Consider the following 16,477-nt stretch of genomic DNA (forward strand, 5'->3'; position numbering starts at 1 on the left):
CCATGCAGAAAGTTTCTCGTGTCTTTATGGGGGATAGCCACGTAGTGGGAGGAATGTAAGATATGCGTATATTGATCACAGGCGGGGCAGGATTCTTGGGGAGCCATTTGGCCGAGTCGCTCGTTGGGCAAGGGCATCAGGTTATCAGTATGGACAATCTCAGCACCGGCAAAGTGGAGAACGTCGCCCATTTGATGGGGAATGAGCTGTTTTCGTTCGTGAAGTATAACGTCTGTGATTATATTCATGTCGAGGGCCATCTTGATGCGGTAATGCATTTTGCCTCGCCTGCGAGTCCTCAAGATTATCTCGACATGCCGATTGCGACGATGAAGGTCGGTGGATTGGGAACACATAAGGCCTTGGGGTTGGCGAAAGCAAAAGGGGCGCGCTTTCTTATCGCAAGCACATCGGAAGTCTATGGGGATCCTCTGGTCAACCCGCAACCCGAGTCCTACTGGGGGAACGTCAATCCCATTAGCCCCCGGGGCGTCTATGATGAAGCGAAGCGTTTCGCCGAGGCAATGACCATGGCGTATCAACGCTATCATGGTCTCGATACAAGGATCGTCCGTATTTTTAATACGTTCGGCCCAAGGATGAGACCGAACGATGGACGGGTGGTCTCGAATTTCATCGTGCAAGCTATTCAGGGGAAGCCGCTCACGGTGTATGGCGACGGCAATCAAACCAGAAGTTTTTGTTATGTCGATGACCTCGTGCGTGGGATCATTGCCCTGCTCCTTGTGGATTCCGACAAGACGGTCGAGCAGCGGACCGACCGAAAATCGTTTTTCATTAAGCAGGAGTCCAACCAAGTCAGCAGTGTTCATGACCCGGTCAATATCGGGAATCCTAGGGAACTGACGGTGCTGCAGATCGCCAAGGAAATTCTGAAACTTACTCGCTCGTCGAGTCAGATTACCCATCATCCCTTGCCGGCCGATGATCCGAAAGTGAGACGACCGGATATTACTCGGGCGAAGATGTTTCTGAAGTGGGAACCTCAGGTCGAGCTAGAGGATGCGTTAGTGAAAACCATCCAATACTTCAAAAAGGCTTTGGCAGGTTGCTGAAAACCTCCATGGTCGCGCATTCTGCCTCGATAGCTTGATTCAAAAGGCTCGCAAGGGGGGAGCGTTCAGGAAATCGAGACCATTTAATAAGGTCGCATGCTCGCACCCGATTATTGGTATCATTGCAAATGAACAAGGTCACCGGACAGTTCAATATTCTGCTAAGGTGGCGGACATCAATGGGCTGAATGTCTTCTCCGATACCACGCAGTGGTCGAACTCTTGACCTCTTTCTTATCCACGCGGTATTGTCTGCATCCTTCCCAATTGTGAGTCGCCGGGGAGAACTATGGAAGCGCTGAGTCAAGCCGTTTCAGAACCAGGTAGTGAACCATCGAAGCCATTGCCTACGATGGAATATGTCGTTGACCTAGTGTCCAACGCGAAACGGGCAGCCAGACGACTTGCCGCGCTACCGACATTAACCAAGAACCAAGCATTGTTGGCGATGGCGGATGCGTTGGAAGCCAAATCGGACGAATTGATCACGGCAAATGAGCGCGATCTCGAGGCCTTTGGGGCTGCCAATGACAAGAAGGCCATGGCGGATCGCTTGCGGTTGACCGACAAACGGATCAAGGAGATGGCAGCGGGGATCCGCGAGGTGGCGCAGTTGCCGGATCCTGTGGGGATGATGTCTGCCATGTGGACAAGACCCAACGGGATGCAGGTGGGGCGGGTTCGCGTGCCGATCGGGGTGATCGGAATCATTTATGAGTCGCGTCCGAATGTGACAGCTGATTCCGCTGCGCTTTGCCTCAAGTCGGGGAATGTCTGTGTGTTGAGAGGCGGCAGCGAAGCGATTCATTCCAATACGGCGATCGCGTCCATTCTCTCCGACGCGTCACAAAAAGCCGGTATCCCACCGGGTGCGATCACGTTCGTCGATCGCGCGGATCGTGAGATCGTACAGGTCTTGCTCAAGCAGGATCAGTGCATCGACTTGATCATTCCCCGTGGTGGCGAATCGTTGATGAAACTCATTGCCGAACACTCGACCATTCCCGTAGTCAAGCATGATGCGGGTGTCTGTCATATCTATGTCGATGCTGCAGCCGATGTCGCCATGGCGGAAGCGATTTGCCTCAATGCGAAGGTGCAGCGCCCATCAACCTGCAACGCTATGGAAACACTGCTGGTGCACCAGTCGATTGCGCGCACGTTCTTGCCGGCGCTGGCGGCTGGTCTCCGGGCAGCCCATGTTGAAATCCGAGGCTGCGCCAAGACCTGTCAGTTGATCTCGGAGGCCAAGCCGGCCAGTGAGAACGATTACGGGAAAGAATTTTTGGATCTCGTCCTGGCCGTGAAAGTCGTGAAGAACATGGATGAGGCCATGGAGCATATCGCGCAGTATGGCTCGCGACATACGGAAGCGATCGTGACGTCGGACTATGGGCGCTCGATGCGATTTCTTAAAGAGGTTGATGCCGGTGCGGTGATAGTGAACGCTTCTACGCGCCTCAATGACGGATATCAGTTCGGTCTCGGGGCTGAGATCGGGATCAGCACGTCGAGGATTCATGCTCGGGGCCCGATGGGATTAGAAGAACTGACCTGCTCAAAGTTTATGGTTTTAGGGAGCGGCCAGCTCCGCGAGTGAATGTCCTCGGATCCCATTGCATGTGCCCTGTTCGCTCCAGGCCATCTCCGATTTCCTTCCACCCGTGCGCTTGCTGAATCCTTCCACAAGGTCGGCGGACACGTTAGAACGTTACCGACCGGGCACCTCGTCTTTTATCGACCTGATGGCAGACGGTTCCTTGCCACCGATCCTACAGGCCACCCGCTCCATGAGTGCGAATGGGACGTGAGTGAACTGGGGGTCGTGTCCCTCAAGCGCGCCCGGGTCAAGCTGGATTGGGGGGGCTGGGTCGGAATAGTACCTGCCGGCTTGGTAAATGAAACCCGAGTGAATCTTGCCACGAGGTCCAACTGGCAGCGGACTACTCCCGAGGATCTTCGTAGTTTGGCGGCAAAGGCCTTACGGGTGCCAATTGAAGAGGTGCGGTGGTTTTATCGGGATGAGGATTTTTCCATTGAGCCCACCGGGCTGGCGACGATCCGCCAACGAAAAGATGCGTTCTATCTGTTGGACGATGGCGGGTTTGAAACCGCACGCTTTATGTCCTGCATGGGTGCGATGCACTGGGAGGCGATTGATTTCCTCCCGGTCGTTGAGCTGTTCAAATCGCTGCTACCCGGGACGGGTTCAGCGGTGTTGGAACTCATTCGCGGACTGTATGACGATCAACAACAAGGGCATTCGGCGCCACGACCGTTACGGTATCGTGGCATCCCTCCCTATCCATCTGAGGCGGCGTTTCGGCTGTTCAGCACCTTTTTCACGCCTCACTCATCAGGGACCGGGGATCCCTTTGTCGACTTCATGAATCCCTCGAAATCGCACGTCGTCGCCTGGCTGCCTGCCGATCATCCACCGGTACGCTATTTTGACGAACGCCAGGGGGTATGTATCACGATGAAAGATGGGGTCGCGCAGAAGGCAACCCTTGCGACGGATACGGGAGGCTTGGCCTACGTCAATCCACTGGGTCGTCGCGTGCTTCCCCTTGATCGCAGTATGCGAATAGAAGGCCAGCAGATGATTCTCAAGGATCGTGAACAAGAAACGATCATCTCTTTGCCGGTCGGTCTTCATGTTCGGACGGCCCCATCGTTTGAACGACCGATGAGCCCTGTCGACTGGCGGACGGTCTTTGTGCCGGAGCCTCCTGCCCTTCATCCGCGTGAAGCGTTTGGCGCTGTGCTGTTGTATCCGGAAGGCCACGAGGAGATCAGTGAGCTTGCGGCACAACCCTTTGTCGCCGACTATCTGGATGATCTCGGAGAGCAGGACCGTGAGATCGGCAGACTGCGATCGCTGGCGGAACGCGTGCTCATTGTGAACGGAGATGCCGTCATTTCGACATGCGTGCTCTTCGACCGACCACGCGACTATACGGTGAGAGTCCACTATGGAGCGTATGCCCAGCGGCAGGCGCAACAGCTCTGGACTCAGTGTGCAGAAATCAATCGATGGGACTGGCTGCCACGAATACGTATGGGCGCCGAAGATGTGGTGCAGGAGTCAATAGCTCGTCATGGGCTGTATGATCTCCTGTATCTCTGGCTCTCCTACGACACGTTTGGGTCGCTGACGGCAATAAAGACAACTCTCGCCAATGCAGGCCAAGCGTTGAGGCGGGGAGGTGATGCATTTGTCGTCGGCCCCGTCGATATACCGGCGGTCCTGGCATCGGAGCTATGGCAGCTCTGTTGGAGCGAGTCAGTAGCGGCGCTGCCCACGTTTGCCATGCATAAAACGATCTTGCCGAAGGCCAGAGTCAAAACAGGGCTGACGCTGTTCCATCTCAGGCGGGTGTAACTTCATCCGAGAAAGAGTTCCCGGAGTGACTGGGTAGAGTGGTTTTCTTCACGAGAAGCCTGGCTTGTCGGGGACGAGTCTTGTAGAATCCGAATCGTCTGCCCCGTACTCGTTCGTGCAACACTGTAGGTAGGATGAGCGTGTAGATAATGGATGGAGGAGGAAGATTATGCCAAGTGTGTTGGATAAGGTGATTGAGAGAGAATTGAGAAAAGAGCTACGGGATGCCTTAGTCAGGTTTGAACAGCAACTTCGGCAATCCGGTGTGAGTGATGACAATATCAAGAGCAGACTCCGGGGAGCCAAACAGTTTGTCGCGTTTCTGTATGGGCGATACCTCGGATAGTCGCAGTTCGGTCGCTTTGATCGCGGATGAGGCCTGCCCATGAGAAGCGTGCAACATCACCTGCCATTACATCGTAACCGTTAAGGTGCGAATGCCTGCTAACAACAAGATGCGCACTCATGGGCAATGCGAAAATGAAATGAGAACCGGATCCTGCGATTACGGAAGCGGCACCTCTGTGCTAATCCTTGAAAGTATTTGGCCATCGCCAACCTGTCCCCTAAGATGGCTGCATGTCAGCTGCTTCGGAGACAACCTCTTCCCAGCAATCTGATCCGATACTGTCATCGCTCGAGTCGGATGAGTCCGATACCGGATTGCGATGCCTTCTGATTATCGCGCGGTACTATGACCTTCCGGTCAATGGCGCGCAGCTTCGACATCAGTTTGCCCAGCCTGGACAGAAACTGTCCGACAGTGAACTGCTCCGCACCGCCAAGAATCTTGGATTGAACGCCGGTCTCGTCACAAGTGAGTGGCACAAGCTGCAAGGAGCCTCTCTTCCCGCCATGGCCAAGCTCCTGGATGGAGGCTATGTGGTGGTGTCCAAGATCGAAGGCGAGCAGGTGCTGGTTCAGAATCCTGTGGAAGGTTATTCGCTCGTCCTCTCTCGTGACCGATTCGAACTGATCTGGACGGGAGAGTTGGTGCTCGTGACGAAGCGAGTCACGATTCGTCTTCATGATCTCAAGTTCGATCTGACCTGGGTGATCCCGGGGATCGTCAAGTATCGGAAGTTGTTCGGTGAGATCTTGATCGCATCGGCGTTTCTCCAATTCGCGGCCCTCCTCACGCCGTTCTTGACACAACTGGTGATCGATACGATTCTTGTGCACCAGGAGTTGAGCACGCTTTCGTTGATGGCCGGCGGCCTCATCGCACTGACTATCTTTGAGGGCATCCTGGGTGGGCTCCGCACCTATCTGTTTGCTCATACAACCAATCGCATGACGGTCACTCTGGGAGCTCGACTCTTTCGCCATATTCTGTCGCTCCCTGCGACGTATTTTGATGCCAAGCGCGCGGGTGATACGGTCGCTCTGGTGCATGAGTGGGAACAGCTGCGCCAATTCGTCGGGAGCCACTCCATGACGATGCTCTTGGATGTTCCCTTTGCCGTGGTCTTTCTGGCCTGCATGTGGCTCTTGAGCCCCCCGCTCACGCTGGTGGTCATGGTCACATTGCCGATCTATGCGCTGTTGTACTCCTCTATGGCCCCGTCAATACGGGCCTGTCTACGCGATCTCTTCAATCGTGAAACGGACAATCAGGCATTCGTGGTCGAGGCCGTCAGCGGCATCCAAACGGTGAAGGCCATGGCGGGTGAGCCGTCGCTCTGGCGGAAGTGGGACGCACAGCTGGCCGGTTATGTGCAGGCGAGTGTTCGTGCCACCAGCCTGATCACGATCGCACGGTACATTGCGACGGGGGTGTACCACGTCACCATGGCGGTGGTCTTTTGGCTCGGGGCCTCTCGCGTCATTGAAGGGCAGTTGAGTATCGGGCAGTTGATCGCGTTTGTCCTGTTGTCGGCTCACGTGATGGGCCTCCTTCTGAGATGGGTCACTCTTTGGCAGGAGTTCCAGCAAGTGGGTATTTCGGTCCAGCGGTTGGGGGACGTACTGAACAGGCCGCCAGAGCCCTCCTATCACCCGAATCGGATCACGATTCCACAGGTCCAGGGGCGGGTGTGTTTTGAAATGGTCACGTTTCGCTACAGGCCGGATGAGCCATCGGTCATCCGCAAGCTGTCGTGTTCAGTGGAGCCGGGTCAGATTGTTGGGATCGTGGGGCGTTCAGGGTCCGGCAAAAGCACGATTGCCAAGTTGCTCCAGTGTCTCTATAGGCCTGAACAGGGACGAATTCTGGTGGATGGTGTGGATCTCGTACAGGTCGATCCGGCTTGGCTGCGTAGGCACGTGGGTGTCGTGCTGCACGAGAATGTCCTCTTCAATGGTTCGGTTCGGGACAACATCGAGATGAGCAATCCCGCCATGCCGAGAGAGCAGATTATACAGGCGGCAACGTTGTCCGGAGCGCACCAGTTTATCGTCGAATTAGAGAACGGGTATGACACGCAGATCGGCGAGCGCGGCTGTCTGCTCTCGAGTGGGCAGCGTCAACAGATCGCGATTGCCCGTGCCCTTGCCGCGAATCCCCGCCTGCTGATATTCGACGAAGCCTTGAGTGCGTTGGACGAGGAATCCGAAACGGTGTTTCAACAGAATATGGGTCAGATCGCTCAGGGCCGTACTGTATTCATCATGACCACTCGGTTGAGTTCACTGCGCCAGGCCCATCGCCTTTTTGTCCTGGATAAAGGTGGGATTATTGAACAGGGCACCTATGAGGAACTGCGCGAGCAGGAAGGGACTTCCTCACGCCCCTTGGTCTCTCACGTTGGAAATCAATCATGAGGCGTCGATGGCCTTCGGTACAATAGAACGACAGTGGATGGTCTGGAAGGCGGCCTGGCAGGCTGAATCAGGACAGCCTCCCAATAGAGCCGTTCCGGAGGGACCGGCCGCAGAGTTTCTTCCTGAGGCGTTGGACATTCAGGAGACGCCTCCCTCTCCGCTCGGCCGAGCGTTGTTCTGGACCATCCTGATCGCCTGTGTGGCCGGAGCGGTATGGACCACGGTCGTGAAGATTGATACCGTGACGATGGCGCAAGGGAGGGTCGTACTGGGTGGGGACTCAAGGGTCCTTCACCCGCATGAAGCAGGGGTCATTACAGCCATTCACGTCCATGATGGACAAGTGGTGAAGTCGGGCGAGGTCTTGATCGAACTGGATCTGACCAGGAAACTCACGGAAGCCGAGCCGCAGTCTCACATCCTGGCCTCAGATGCTCAGCAGACGACACAGACGAAGCCACCCGCGCTCGAAGCCAACGCCGCATCCGTTTCGCAAGCGATCACGAAAGTCGAACAGAACGCGGGAGTTCAGCGAGTGCTCTCACCGATTGATGGGGTAGTGCGGCAACTTGCGGTTCAGGCAGTGGGCAGGGTGGTGACGCCGGCACAGCCGCTGCTTACCGTTGTGCCTCTGAAGCACTCACTGGAGGTCGAGGCGCGGATCGAGAGTAGGGATGTGGGGATCGTCCACAAGGGACAGTCGGTTGCGATCACGCTCGCCACGATTCAGCCGGTGTATCAGGAGACCATTCCCGGTTATGTAACGAGGGGGCCTAACAAGAGCACGTCGAACACACACGTCGGGCTTGTTTCGTCTATCAGGGTCGGTCTGGATCATTCGACGACTCGCGTCGGGAGCGCAGAGGTCAAGCTTGTTCCCGGTATGGCGGTGGCGGTTGAGATCAAGACCGGTCAGCGCCGCATGATCGAGTACCTCCTGGAGCCCGTCCACCAGCTCATGAACGAACGCATGCGGGAATGGACCGCGCTCATTCAGGCTGTGCGCAGTTTCATCGAGCGCCGGAATCTCTCGTGAGATCTGCTGAGAGAGGCGTTCCAACCGGCAAACAGGCGAATGAGGTAGGGGTGAGAGGACGCGCGTCAGAGATGAAACTCAAGATTGGCACGGGGATCGTGCTGCTGATGGTGGTGAACGGATGGGCTGCTGAGCCGGTGACGGGGATCGGTTCTCTCTTAATCAATCCCAGTGCTGTGCATCGAAAGATCGTCAAGCTGGAAGGGGTGGCGAAGAACGTCGTGGTCCATGCCGGAAGCGAACTGGCGACCAAGCAGTCGTTGTGCGGAGCTGAATTCGAACTCGAAGATAGCAGTGGAACCATTGCCGTGTTGTATCGCTCCCGATGTCAAGTCGGAGCGTTGCGCGCAACCGTGGTGACAGAACGAATGCCGTGCGTGGTGGAAGGGTATATGGAAGCACCGCCGCCGGTGCTACGAACGCCGGATGGAAAAGACCTCGGTGTTCGCATTATCGCCCATATGGTGACCCCGGTACAGTAGCAGAGAGAAGCACAGGCGATGTGGTGATCGCCCCAAAGCAAGTCACTGGGGGCAAATGGGCGTGTTGGCGGGTAGTAAGCGTGAGACGGCAAGTGCTGAAGAGTCTTGTCAAAGACCACCTCGCTTGCTCAGTCGTCGCCAGAAAAGACGCGGCAAACTAGGAAATCGAAGGTCAAGGCTCCCTATGCAGTAAGCGGTTGGTCCTTGTGATCGATGGTTTCATGATCTCTTCACAGAACGCCTAACCTACATCTCTGCTATTCTACTCCCCCGGCTTTTGTGGGATGGCGCGGTCTACGGATCAGACCGTATCCTGACCCGCATGACACCTCAGCACGAGCCCCTTCCATGGAGAGCCATCGCACGCGGGATAGTCATTGTCTACGGTGTGATCTTTCTCGCGGGTATGTTGCTCGCCGCTCTTGGGATTACACCTCAGATTGATCCTGGGATGTATCCGCTGCTTGCCCTGCTGGTGGGGGCGATCAGTGTCGCGGTGGCACTCCGTATGACAGACACCACCAGACCCGCCTGCCTTGTCGTCATGGGTGGAGGAATCTGGCTCCTCAGTGGGACAGCCGTGCTCCTGGATGCGCAGTCACTTGCGGGCTGGTTCCAGAGCAGTCTGTCCATCGCTGCGACAATGTTTCTCGGGCGGCTGTTACTGGGGACCCTGCACGAGACTCCCGTTCAATCGTCTTATGCGCCCATCGTGCGGAGCATGACGCAGCCCCGTCGATAGCTGTAAGACAGTCATCACCCGATGTTACGGAGGGTGTACATCTTTTCCATCTCGTCGAGCCGCGTGAGTCCATCACCTCGCCACAGTATTCATGATGGTCTCCTTACGAACCGTGATGAATCATGCGGGCCAGAAAACTGCAGATTTGAATTCAGCGACCTCTGAGCCGCTCTGACTCCAGGGAGTTCACTCTTATAAGCCAGTGACGTTAGGAATACTTGTAATAAGTTATGCGGAACCGAATACTATCATTATTACGTCTTGTACTTTGCCGGCATTGCTCTTAAGATGCGGCCATCCTCCATTTCAAACCTGACTCCAGAGCCTGACGGTGTACTGACGCCACTGCAAACCACCTTTAGTTGGTGTTTCATGTCAACGAAGCCAATCAGGCTTGGTGATAAGGAACAGAAACGGAAGAGGAGTCTCCAGCGCCGAGTCTTACAACACCTCAAGCACCATGGACCGAAACATTATGATAATCTTTTCCTTCTCTTTGACCCACACAGAACGGGAGAGACCGGTCTCGCAGTAGAGGCGCTCAAGAAACGGCACTATCTCAAGATAGGCCAAGACGGAATGGTTCAGATTACAGGATCAGGATTACGATTTCTTGAGGAGCAGATCTAGCTTCAATCTTGTAATCACCTCATATGTCTCGTCGTCCCCCTCCCCCCCTGCAATACGTCCCACTTCCACTACAGGATTGTCAGCATGTCTCCGGTGTCGTGAATGTTCAGGTGGCCGATGCGGTAGCCCTTGAAAATACCGTTGACCATCAGGCTGTACGTGTCTAACTCTTCCGCCCTTCATGTTCAGGGAGCGACTCGACCGTTTCCCCCTCTTTGGAATACTGTTCGGAATGGTTCGCCTTCCTGTAGATTTCGGCAACGATGCCTCGCAATGACCAGGCTGTTCGGCAGCTCATGGTACTCAAGCGGTTAGAATCCGCACGCCATGGACTGACGCTGGAACAACTGTCCGAGGGGCTTGACCCTGCGGCGACCCGACATCCCCGAACGCTGCGCCGTGATCTCGAGGCGATTGAATCGGCCGGGTACCCGCTACTGACGGAACGGGTTGATGGGCGGACACGGTGGAAACTGCTCGATGGGGTACGGCAGGCGCCGGCGTTGCGTCTGTCGCCCACTGAGCTGATGGCCCTCACCCTCAGTCGTCGCCTCATTGCCCCACTCGAAGGCACAGCCCTGCATGCCTCGTTGCAATCAGCGTTGAGCAAGGCTGCTGCAGCGCTTCCGCAGGAAGGGCTCACGCTGGTCCAGCAGCTTGAATGCACGTTCTCCATTGGGCTTGGTCCGCATAAGCGATACAAGCGGCACCGCGAAGTCATCGAGCGTGTCACGCACGCCATCGCCGACAAGACGCGGATCCAAATGCGCTACGATTCGGCTGCACGTGGGCGGGTCACCCGGCGTGAGGTCGATCCCTACCGGCTCTGGTATGCCTCCGGCGGCCTGTACCTGATCGGCTATTGCCATCTTCGCAACGAACCGCGCATGTTTGCCGTCGAGCGTATTAAATCCGTGACGCCGACCGACCTCCCGTACCAAATCCCACTGCATTTCGACTTTGATACCTTCGTGGAAGACTCGCTGACGGTCATGAGGGGACCGCGCATCGAGGTGGAACTGGTCTTTGAGAAAGGGACGGCTGCCTGGGCGAAGGATCGTGTCTGGCATCCCAGCCAACAATTGAAACGGCTGCCTGGTGGGAGGCTGCGGATGATCAGCACGGTCGCCGACAGCCGCGAACTCGTCGGCTGGATTCTCAGTTTTGGAAGCGGCGTCCGGGTCGTGCGGCCGGAGTCGTTGTGCGCGACAGTTAAGCAGGAGGCGGCCAAGATATCCGCCAATCCGTGACCTCGGATGTCCGGAGTGTGTGTGACGCGTTGGTCTGGGGAACGCTCCACAACGAGGAAATCGCGCATCGAAGGCAGGATAAAAATTATCCCAGAGCGTGACCTCCGATGTCACAGTTATCCGGTATCGTATCCCGTGACGTCATCATAAGGAGGGTTTGATGAAACACCGGATACTGCTGATCATGGTACTCCTGACGTGGACGACAAGCAGTCATGCGGAGATGGGTTTTGATGAACGGTACGAGCGCGAGTACAACATCTTCAACCCGGTCAACCGGTATCAGGTCGACAATCCCTTGAACCCAATCAACAAATACGATCCGGACAGCGCCTTCAACCCCGTGAATCGGTACGATCCCGGCAATCCAGCGAACCCTGTGAACAAATACAATCCGAATAATCCATTCAACTCGGTGAACCAGTATCACCCGGACAATCCGTTGAATCCGGTGAACAAGTACAACCCGACCGTGCCGTTCGCGCCGCTGGGCCGAGGGTGGAAGTGACGCTGGCGTGATCATGCGATCAAGGAATAGGATGTTGCGATGAACAACAAAGAAGCATTTGCACGGTGGTTCCGGCAAGCGACTGAGAGGGAGCCATATCCATTCCAGATTCGATTTGCCTGTGAGCCGACTCTACCCGAATTGGTGGACGTGCCGACGGGGATGGGCAAGACCGCGATGGCGGTGTTGGGATGGTTGTGGCGGAGGCGTTTCGCTGAAGAGACAGTTCAGAAGGCAACGCCAAGGCGATTGGTCTATTGCTTGCCCATGCGAGTGTTGGTGGAGCAAACGGTAGAGAGTGCTCAAACATGGCTCAAGAACCTAGAGCTACTTACGGAACTCCGAGAGGGTGAAGTCTCTGTGCACACCTTTATGGGCGGCGACATTGACAATGACTGGGACGCTTATCCAGAGGCAAATGCGATCCTGATCGGTACCCAAGATCAACTACTTTCGCGAGCTTTGAACAGAGGCTATGCCATGAGTCGTTATCGGTGGCCCATGCACTATGCCTTACTGAACAACGACTGCCTGTGGATTATGGACGAGGTTCAGTTAATGGGAGTGGGGCTGACCACAACGGCTCAATTACAAGCCTTTCGGGAGAAGTTTGGTACCTTTGGTCCCGCACAATCCGTATGGATGTCGGCCACCCCAAAAACAGATACTTTGGGCACCGTTGATTTTGCAGAGCGGGCAAAGAATCTTCCGCGTCTCTCCTTGATTGCCGATGATGTCGAGCATTCGGATATCGCCAGACGTGTCAAGTCCGTGAAACTCTTGCACAAGGCTGAAACGATCTGGACGCAGGGGTCTGAAGGCGAGTACCCAAAAAGATTAGCGGAGGAAGTATGTCGCCATCATCAGTCAGGTACCTTGACCGTTGTGATGGTCAATCGAGTAGGGCGCGCGCAAGATGTCTTTGTCGAGTTACAGCGACAATTGAAGGGTGTGCCTAACCAGCCAGAACCCTGTTTGATTCATTCAAGGTTTCGCCAGGCGGAACGAGTGCATCTCCAACAACGACTGAAAGAAAAACCCGAGCATGGTCGAATTGTAGTGGCAACTCAGGCAATTGAAGCTGGGGTGGATATCTCCGCGCGGACTCTGTTTACGGAGCTGGCTCCTTGGTCATCGTTGGTGCAACGGTTTGGACGCTGCAATCGGTATGGAGAGTGGGAACCGAAAAATGCAGCTCACGTATTCTGGATCGACCTGGAAACCGCACTGGTAGATAAGAAGGGGGAACAACAATTAGTCCCTGAAGCGGCTCTCCCTTATGAGATTGACGATCTGGATTGGTCGAGAGGCCAGCTGAATTATCTCAAAGAAGTGGGGCCGAGCAAGGTGTCGAAGATTACAGCTCCCAAAAAAGACGAGGTCGGGTATGTGCTCCGCCGTCGTGATGTGGTGGATCTGTTCGATACGACACCAGACTTGGCAGGGAACGATATTGATGTCTCCCGATACATTCGCGACGGAGAAAATAACGATGTGCAGGTCTATTGGCGGCAGTGGGACGGGGGAAAGCCGTCGGCTGATATGCCTGCGCTAAGACCTGAAGAGCTTTGCGCGGTGGCAATTGGGCGAATCAAAGAGTTCCTGAAAAAAGATGTCCTGGCTTTTCGATGGGATGGGTTGGAACGTCATTGGCTTCCGGTTAAAAAAGACAATGTCTGGTCCGGCTTGACCATACTGCTGCATGTCTCCGAAGGCGGCTATGCGGAAGACCTTGGCTGGACAGGAAAGAATGACGGTGCGGTGCCAGCCGTGCCATTGCTTCCTGAATTGCCCTCCAACGACGCGCTTGATGAAGACCGGTTCACCTTTATTCATCGGTTTGTTCATTTAACGGAGCATGCAACGGATGTAGCTCAAGAAATGAAATCCTTGAAAACAACCCTCGATGATCCGACTCTCACAATTCCGTGGAGCGAATTGTTCACGGCAGCTCGGTGGCATGATGTGGGAAAAGCCCATGAGGTCTTTCAGAAGATGTTGACCAACCCATTACTGCCTAACAATCCTCGTAAGTCCGGCGGCCCCTGGGCTAAGTCCGATCATAAGAAAGGCCGCCCAGACCGCAAGCATTTTCGCCATGAACTGGCTTCAGCGTTGGCCCTCTTGCTACACAAAGAATCGGACCTAGCGGCCTATCTGGCTGCTGCACACCACGGGAAGGTCCGACTCTCAATTCGGTCCTTGCCCGATGAGGAGGTCCCGCCGGAAGTGCGACGATTTGCGCGTGGCGTCTGGGAGGGCGATCAATTGCCGGCTGTGGATTTGGGAGATGAGATATCTACGCAGGCAGTGACACTCACTCTAAGTTTTATGGAGATGGGGGAGGGACCGCATGGCCCAAGTTGGCTGGAGCGGATGCTTCGGCTTCGGGATCACTATGGCCCATTCAGATTGGCATGGATGGAGACTTTGGTGCGCGTTGCGGACTGGCGCGGGACTGCGAAAGAGGGAGGGGTAAATGCCTGATCTCCAGATTACAGGATGTCGGCCAGAACCGTTGGCGCATTATCTGAAGGCCCTGGGCATTCTTCGTCTCGTAAGCGAACAAGCTGATCCTGAAGTCCGTGGGTGGTGGGTTGATGACGAGTTTAGGTTGCGCACGAAACTGAGCCGTGAGGAATTGGAAAAGTTCTTCTTGGAAAAATATCAACCCACTCCGATTGTCGGTCCATGGGGTGCTCGATCAGGATTTTACCCTGGCTCATCTGAGAGTGCAGCGCGCCAAGCATTAGCTGAAATTCAAAAGAGCAAGATGGACCGCCTGCGGTCATTTCGAGAAGTGATCGAAGCAGTTCAGCACCTGCTGGACCGATTGGGAGTTAAGGAAAAGCCGGAGACGGATCAGGAGAAGCTCAGATTGATGCGGGCGTGTCGTTCATATCTTCCTGATAATGTAATTCCTTTCCTAGATGCTGCTTTTGTTTTGACAGAAGAAGGGAAAAGCTACCCACCAATTCTCGGCACAGGAGGCAATGAGGGTAGTGGTAGTTACATGTCTGGTTACTCCCAGCAAGTCGTCACGATAATTATTAAAGGTGAAGGGGAAAACGCTCTTCATGCTGCACTATGGGGAGTGCCAATGCCTGAGGCAACATCTCGGCAAACCCCAGGCCATTTCGCCCCATCGGCTGTTGGTGGAGCGAATGCGTCAACGGGGTTTGCAGGGCCTGTTGTGACCAATCCATGGGATTATCTTCTTCTCATGGAAGGTGTGATGGTTTGGTCAACAGCCACCGTCAGACGTTTGGCCACTCAAACGCCAAGCAGGCTTGCGTCACCATTTACCGTTCTTCCGTCTGGGGCTGGATATGCTTCGGCAACACTGTCTGATTCGGTGAAACCGGCTCAGGCAAAGCGAGAGCCGTTTGAAGTGTGGCTACCTCTGTGGAAGTCTCCATCCATGTTTGAGGAAATTAAAGCGCTCTTCTCAGAGGGACGAGTAGAGGTTGGGAAACGTCAGGCAAGAAACGGGGTAGATTTTGCCAGGGCTGTAGCGAGTCTCGGAATCGCGCGTGGAATTGCGCAGTTTTCGAGGCACAGCTTCCTTATGCGGAACGGCCAGAATTTCTTTGCAGCTCCACTTGGCCGATGGAACGTTGTACAGCAACCCGAAATAGACCTGTTAAAGGAAATAGACGTTTGGTTTGGCCAGTTTCGTCGGGTTGCCCTAGGAGACAGGGTATCTGCTCACATGGGGCAAGTGCTTCGAGGCATAGAGCGGGCCATCATGGAGTATTGCCAAACAGGCGATGCGCCAAGAATGGCGAACATCTTGATCGCTCTCGGTGAGGCCGAAGCAACTCTTGCGCAATCTCCCCTTCAGTTTCGAGAAAAACATTTTCTCAAGCCTATCCCACTTCTCTCGACAAAGTGGCTAGAAGCCACTAACGACGGGAGTGTCGAATTTCGGCTGGCTGCATCCCTGGCCTCTGTGGGCCTTCGCGAGAATATGGAGCCTGTGCAAGTTAGAGCGGCGTGGGCTGCGTGGCTTGATACCGATACCCATCCCCGAGTTATTTGGGGCCATGGATCACTGATCGACAACCTGACCGCTGTGTTGTCTCGGCGATGTATGGATGCCCAGCGTGAACAGCGAAAGGCGTTGCCGTTAGCGGGGAAGTATCCAGCGTCCCTCAATGACATTCACGAGTTCGTGGTCGGCAATGTGGATGAGAGTCGGCTAGAGATGCTTTTGCACGGACTCACGTTAATCAATTGGCATTTGGTTCAAGAGTCAGCACAGGGAACGGACGATCATGAGAGCCTGTTGCCCGCACTCTATGCCTTGCTCAAGCTAACGCATCTGCCACATCCATTCAGAGGCATCCCAATGCCCTATGTGCCTGCGATCATTGTCCGATCAATTGCGGGGCAATCCGGTGAAGCATCACGCCTAGCAGTACGGCGCCTACGCGGGTGTGGATTCATACCTGCAGTGGAGGTCATCTCCGAACCAGCCAATGTCACCCGTCGCATTGCAGGCGCTGTTCTTTTCCCTATTTCAAAGCAGCAGGAAGCGAGTCTGGCCGAGAGAATTCTCAGCTCACAGAAGCTACAGCACAACGAAATAATGTGATTTTCGTT

13 protein-coding genes are annotated in these 16,477 nt (G+C 55.1%); all 13 read left to right on the top strand.

Annotated elements, in window-relative coordinates; translation table 11 throughout:
* The first annotated feature begins 62 nt into the window (after window positions 1–62).
* The 13 genes from COMA1_RS17110 (at window position 63) to cas8g1 (ending at window position 16,469) form a co-directional block, all read left to right on the top strand.
* A complete protein-coding gene (locus COMA1_RS17110; protein WP_090750757.1) occupies window positions 63–1,076 on the top strand; it encodes a UDP-glucuronic acid decarboxylase family protein in 1,014 nt (337 codons plus the stop codon).
* Window positions 1,077–1,365: 289 nt separating this feature from the next.
* Window positions 1,366–2,676: a glutamate-5-semialdehyde dehydrogenase gene (locus tag COMA1_RS17115; RefSeq protein ID WP_218055417.1), complete on the top strand. Its 1,311-nt coding sequence runs from the start codon at window positions 1,366–1,368 to the stop codon at window positions 2,674–2,676.
* Window positions 2,677–4,461: a hypothetical protein gene (locus tag COMA1_RS17120; RefSeq protein WP_090750758.1), complete on the top strand. Its 1,785-nt coding sequence runs from the start codon at window positions 2,677–2,679 to the stop codon at window positions 4,459–4,461.
* 169 nt (window positions 4,462–4,630) lie between these two features.
* On the top strand, window positions 4,631–4,807 hold the full coding sequence (locus COMA1_RS21165; RefSeq protein WP_176698142.1) for a hypothetical protein: 177 nt from the start codon (window positions 4,631–4,633) through the stop codon (window positions 4,805–4,807).
* A gap of 233 nt (window positions 4,808–5,040) precedes the next feature.
* Window positions 5,041–7,224: a type I secretion system permease/ATPase gene (locus tag COMA1_RS17125; RefSeq protein ID WP_090750759.1), complete on the top strand. Its 2,184-nt coding sequence runs from the start codon at window positions 5,041–5,043 to the stop codon at window positions 7,222–7,224.
* Between the two features lie 7 nt (window positions 7,225–7,231).
* Entirely contained in the window at window positions 7,232–8,260 is a 1,029-nt protein-coding gene (locus COMA1_RS17130) for a beta-barrel domain-containing protein (RefSeq protein WP_176698143.1), read from the top strand.
* A gap of 71 nt (window positions 8,261–8,331) precedes the next feature.
* A complete protein-coding gene (locus COMA1_RS17135; protein WP_090750761.1) occupies window positions 8,332–8,742 on the top strand; it encodes a hypothetical protein in 411 nt (136 codons plus the stop codon).
* A 322-nt stretch (window positions 8,743–9,064) separates the two neighbouring features.
* Window positions 9,065–9,484 carry a hypothetical protein gene (locus COMA1_RS17140; RefSeq protein ID WP_090750762.1) on the top strand — a complete coding sequence of 140 codons (420 nt, stop codon included), beginning with the start codon at window positions 9,065–9,067 and terminating at the stop codon, window positions 9,482–9,484.
* 372 nt (window positions 9,485–9,856) lie between these two features.
* Window positions 9,857–10,114: a hypothetical protein gene (locus tag COMA1_RS17145; protein ID WP_090750763.1), complete on the top strand. Its 258-nt coding sequence runs from the start codon at window positions 9,857–9,859 to the stop codon at window positions 10,112–10,114.
* 263 nt (window positions 10,115–10,377) lie between these two features.
* Window positions 10,378–11,364, top strand: a complete 987-nt coding sequence (locus tag COMA1_RS17150) for a helix-turn-helix transcriptional regulator (RefSeq protein ID WP_090750764.1) — start codon at window positions 10,378–10,380, stop codon at window positions 11,362–11,364.
* Window positions 11,365–11,524: 160 nt separating this feature from the next.
* The gene (locus COMA1_RS17155; protein ID WP_090750765.1) at window positions 11,525–11,872 is read left to right on the top strand and encodes a hypothetical protein; all 348 of its coding nucleotides are present in this window, start codon (window positions 11,525–11,527) and stop codon (window positions 11,870–11,872) included.
* Window positions 11,873–11,911: 39 nt separating this feature from the next.
* Entirely contained in the window at window positions 11,912–14,359 is a 2,448-nt protein-coding gene (locus COMA1_RS17160; protein ID WP_090750766.1) for a CRISPR-associated helicase/endonuclease Cas3, read from the top strand.
* Window positions 14,352–16,469 carry a type I-G CRISPR-associated protein Cas8g1/Csx17 gene (cas8g1, locus tag COMA1_RS17165; RefSeq protein WP_090750767.1) on the top strand — a complete coding sequence of 706 codons (2,118 nt, stop codon included), beginning with the start codon at window positions 14,352–14,354 and terminating at the stop codon, window positions 16,467–16,469. Before COMA1_RS17160 ends, cas8g1 begins: the two co-directional genes overlap by 8 nt.
* The last annotated feature ends 8 nt before the right edge of the window (window positions 16,470–16,477 follow it).

Source organism: Candidatus Nitrospira nitrosa, assembly GCF_001458735.1.
Classification (GTDB): Bacteria; Nitrospirota; Nitrospiria; order Nitrospirales; family Nitrospiraceae; genus Nitrospira_D; species Nitrospira_D nitrosa.

What these genes read in the sequence shown, in the direction of transcription:
- COMA1_RS17110 (WP_090750757.1), top strand. Translation starts at nt 63, where the DNA reads ATGCGTATATTGATCACAGGCGGGGCAGGATTCTTGGGGAGCCATTTG.
- COMA1_RS17115 (WP_218055417.1), top strand. Translation starts at nt 1,366, where the DNA reads ATGGAAGCGCTGAGTCAAGCCGTTTCAGAACCAGGTAGTGAACCATCG.
- COMA1_RS17120 (WP_090750758.1), top strand. Translation starts at nt 2,677, where the DNA reads ATGTCCTCGGATCCCATTGCATGTGCCCTGTTCGCTCCAGGCCATCTC.
- COMA1_RS21165 (WP_176698142.1), top strand. Translation starts at nt 4,631, where the DNA reads ATGCCAAGTGTGTTGGATAAGGTGATTGAGAGAGAATTGAGAAAAGAG.
- COMA1_RS17125 (WP_090750759.1), top strand. Translation starts at nt 5,041, where the DNA reads ATGTCAGCTGCTTCGGAGACAACCTCTTCCCAGCAATCTGATCCGATA.
- COMA1_RS17130 (WP_176698143.1), top strand. Translation starts at nt 7,232, where the DNA reads ATGGCCTTCGGTACAATAGAACGACAGTGGATGGTCTGGAAGGCGGCC.
- COMA1_RS17135 (WP_090750761.1), top strand. Translation starts at nt 8,332, where the DNA reads ATGAAACTCAAGATTGGCACGGGGATCGTGCTGCTGATGGTGGTGAAC.
- COMA1_RS17140 (WP_090750762.1), top strand. Translation starts at nt 9,065, where the DNA reads ATGACACCTCAGCACGAGCCCCTTCCATGGAGAGCCATCGCACGCGGG.
- COMA1_RS17145 (WP_090750763.1), top strand. Translation starts at nt 9,857, where the DNA reads ATGTCAACGAAGCCAATCAGGCTTGGTGATAAGGAACAGAAACGGAAG.
- COMA1_RS17150 (WP_090750764.1), top strand. Translation starts at nt 10,378, where the DNA reads ATGCCTCGCAATGACCAGGCTGTTCGGCAGCTCATGGTACTCAAGCGG.
- COMA1_RS17155 (WP_090750765.1), top strand. Translation starts at nt 11,525, where the DNA reads ATGAAACACCGGATACTGCTGATCATGGTACTCCTGACGTGGACGACA.
- COMA1_RS17160 (WP_090750766.1), top strand. Translation starts at nt 11,912, where the DNA reads ATGAACAACAAAGAAGCATTTGCACGGTGGTTCCGGCAAGCGACTGAG.
- cas8g1 (WP_090750767.1), top strand. Translation starts at nt 14,352, where the DNA reads ATGCCTGATCTCCAGATTACAGGATGTCGGCCAGAACCGTTGGCGCAT.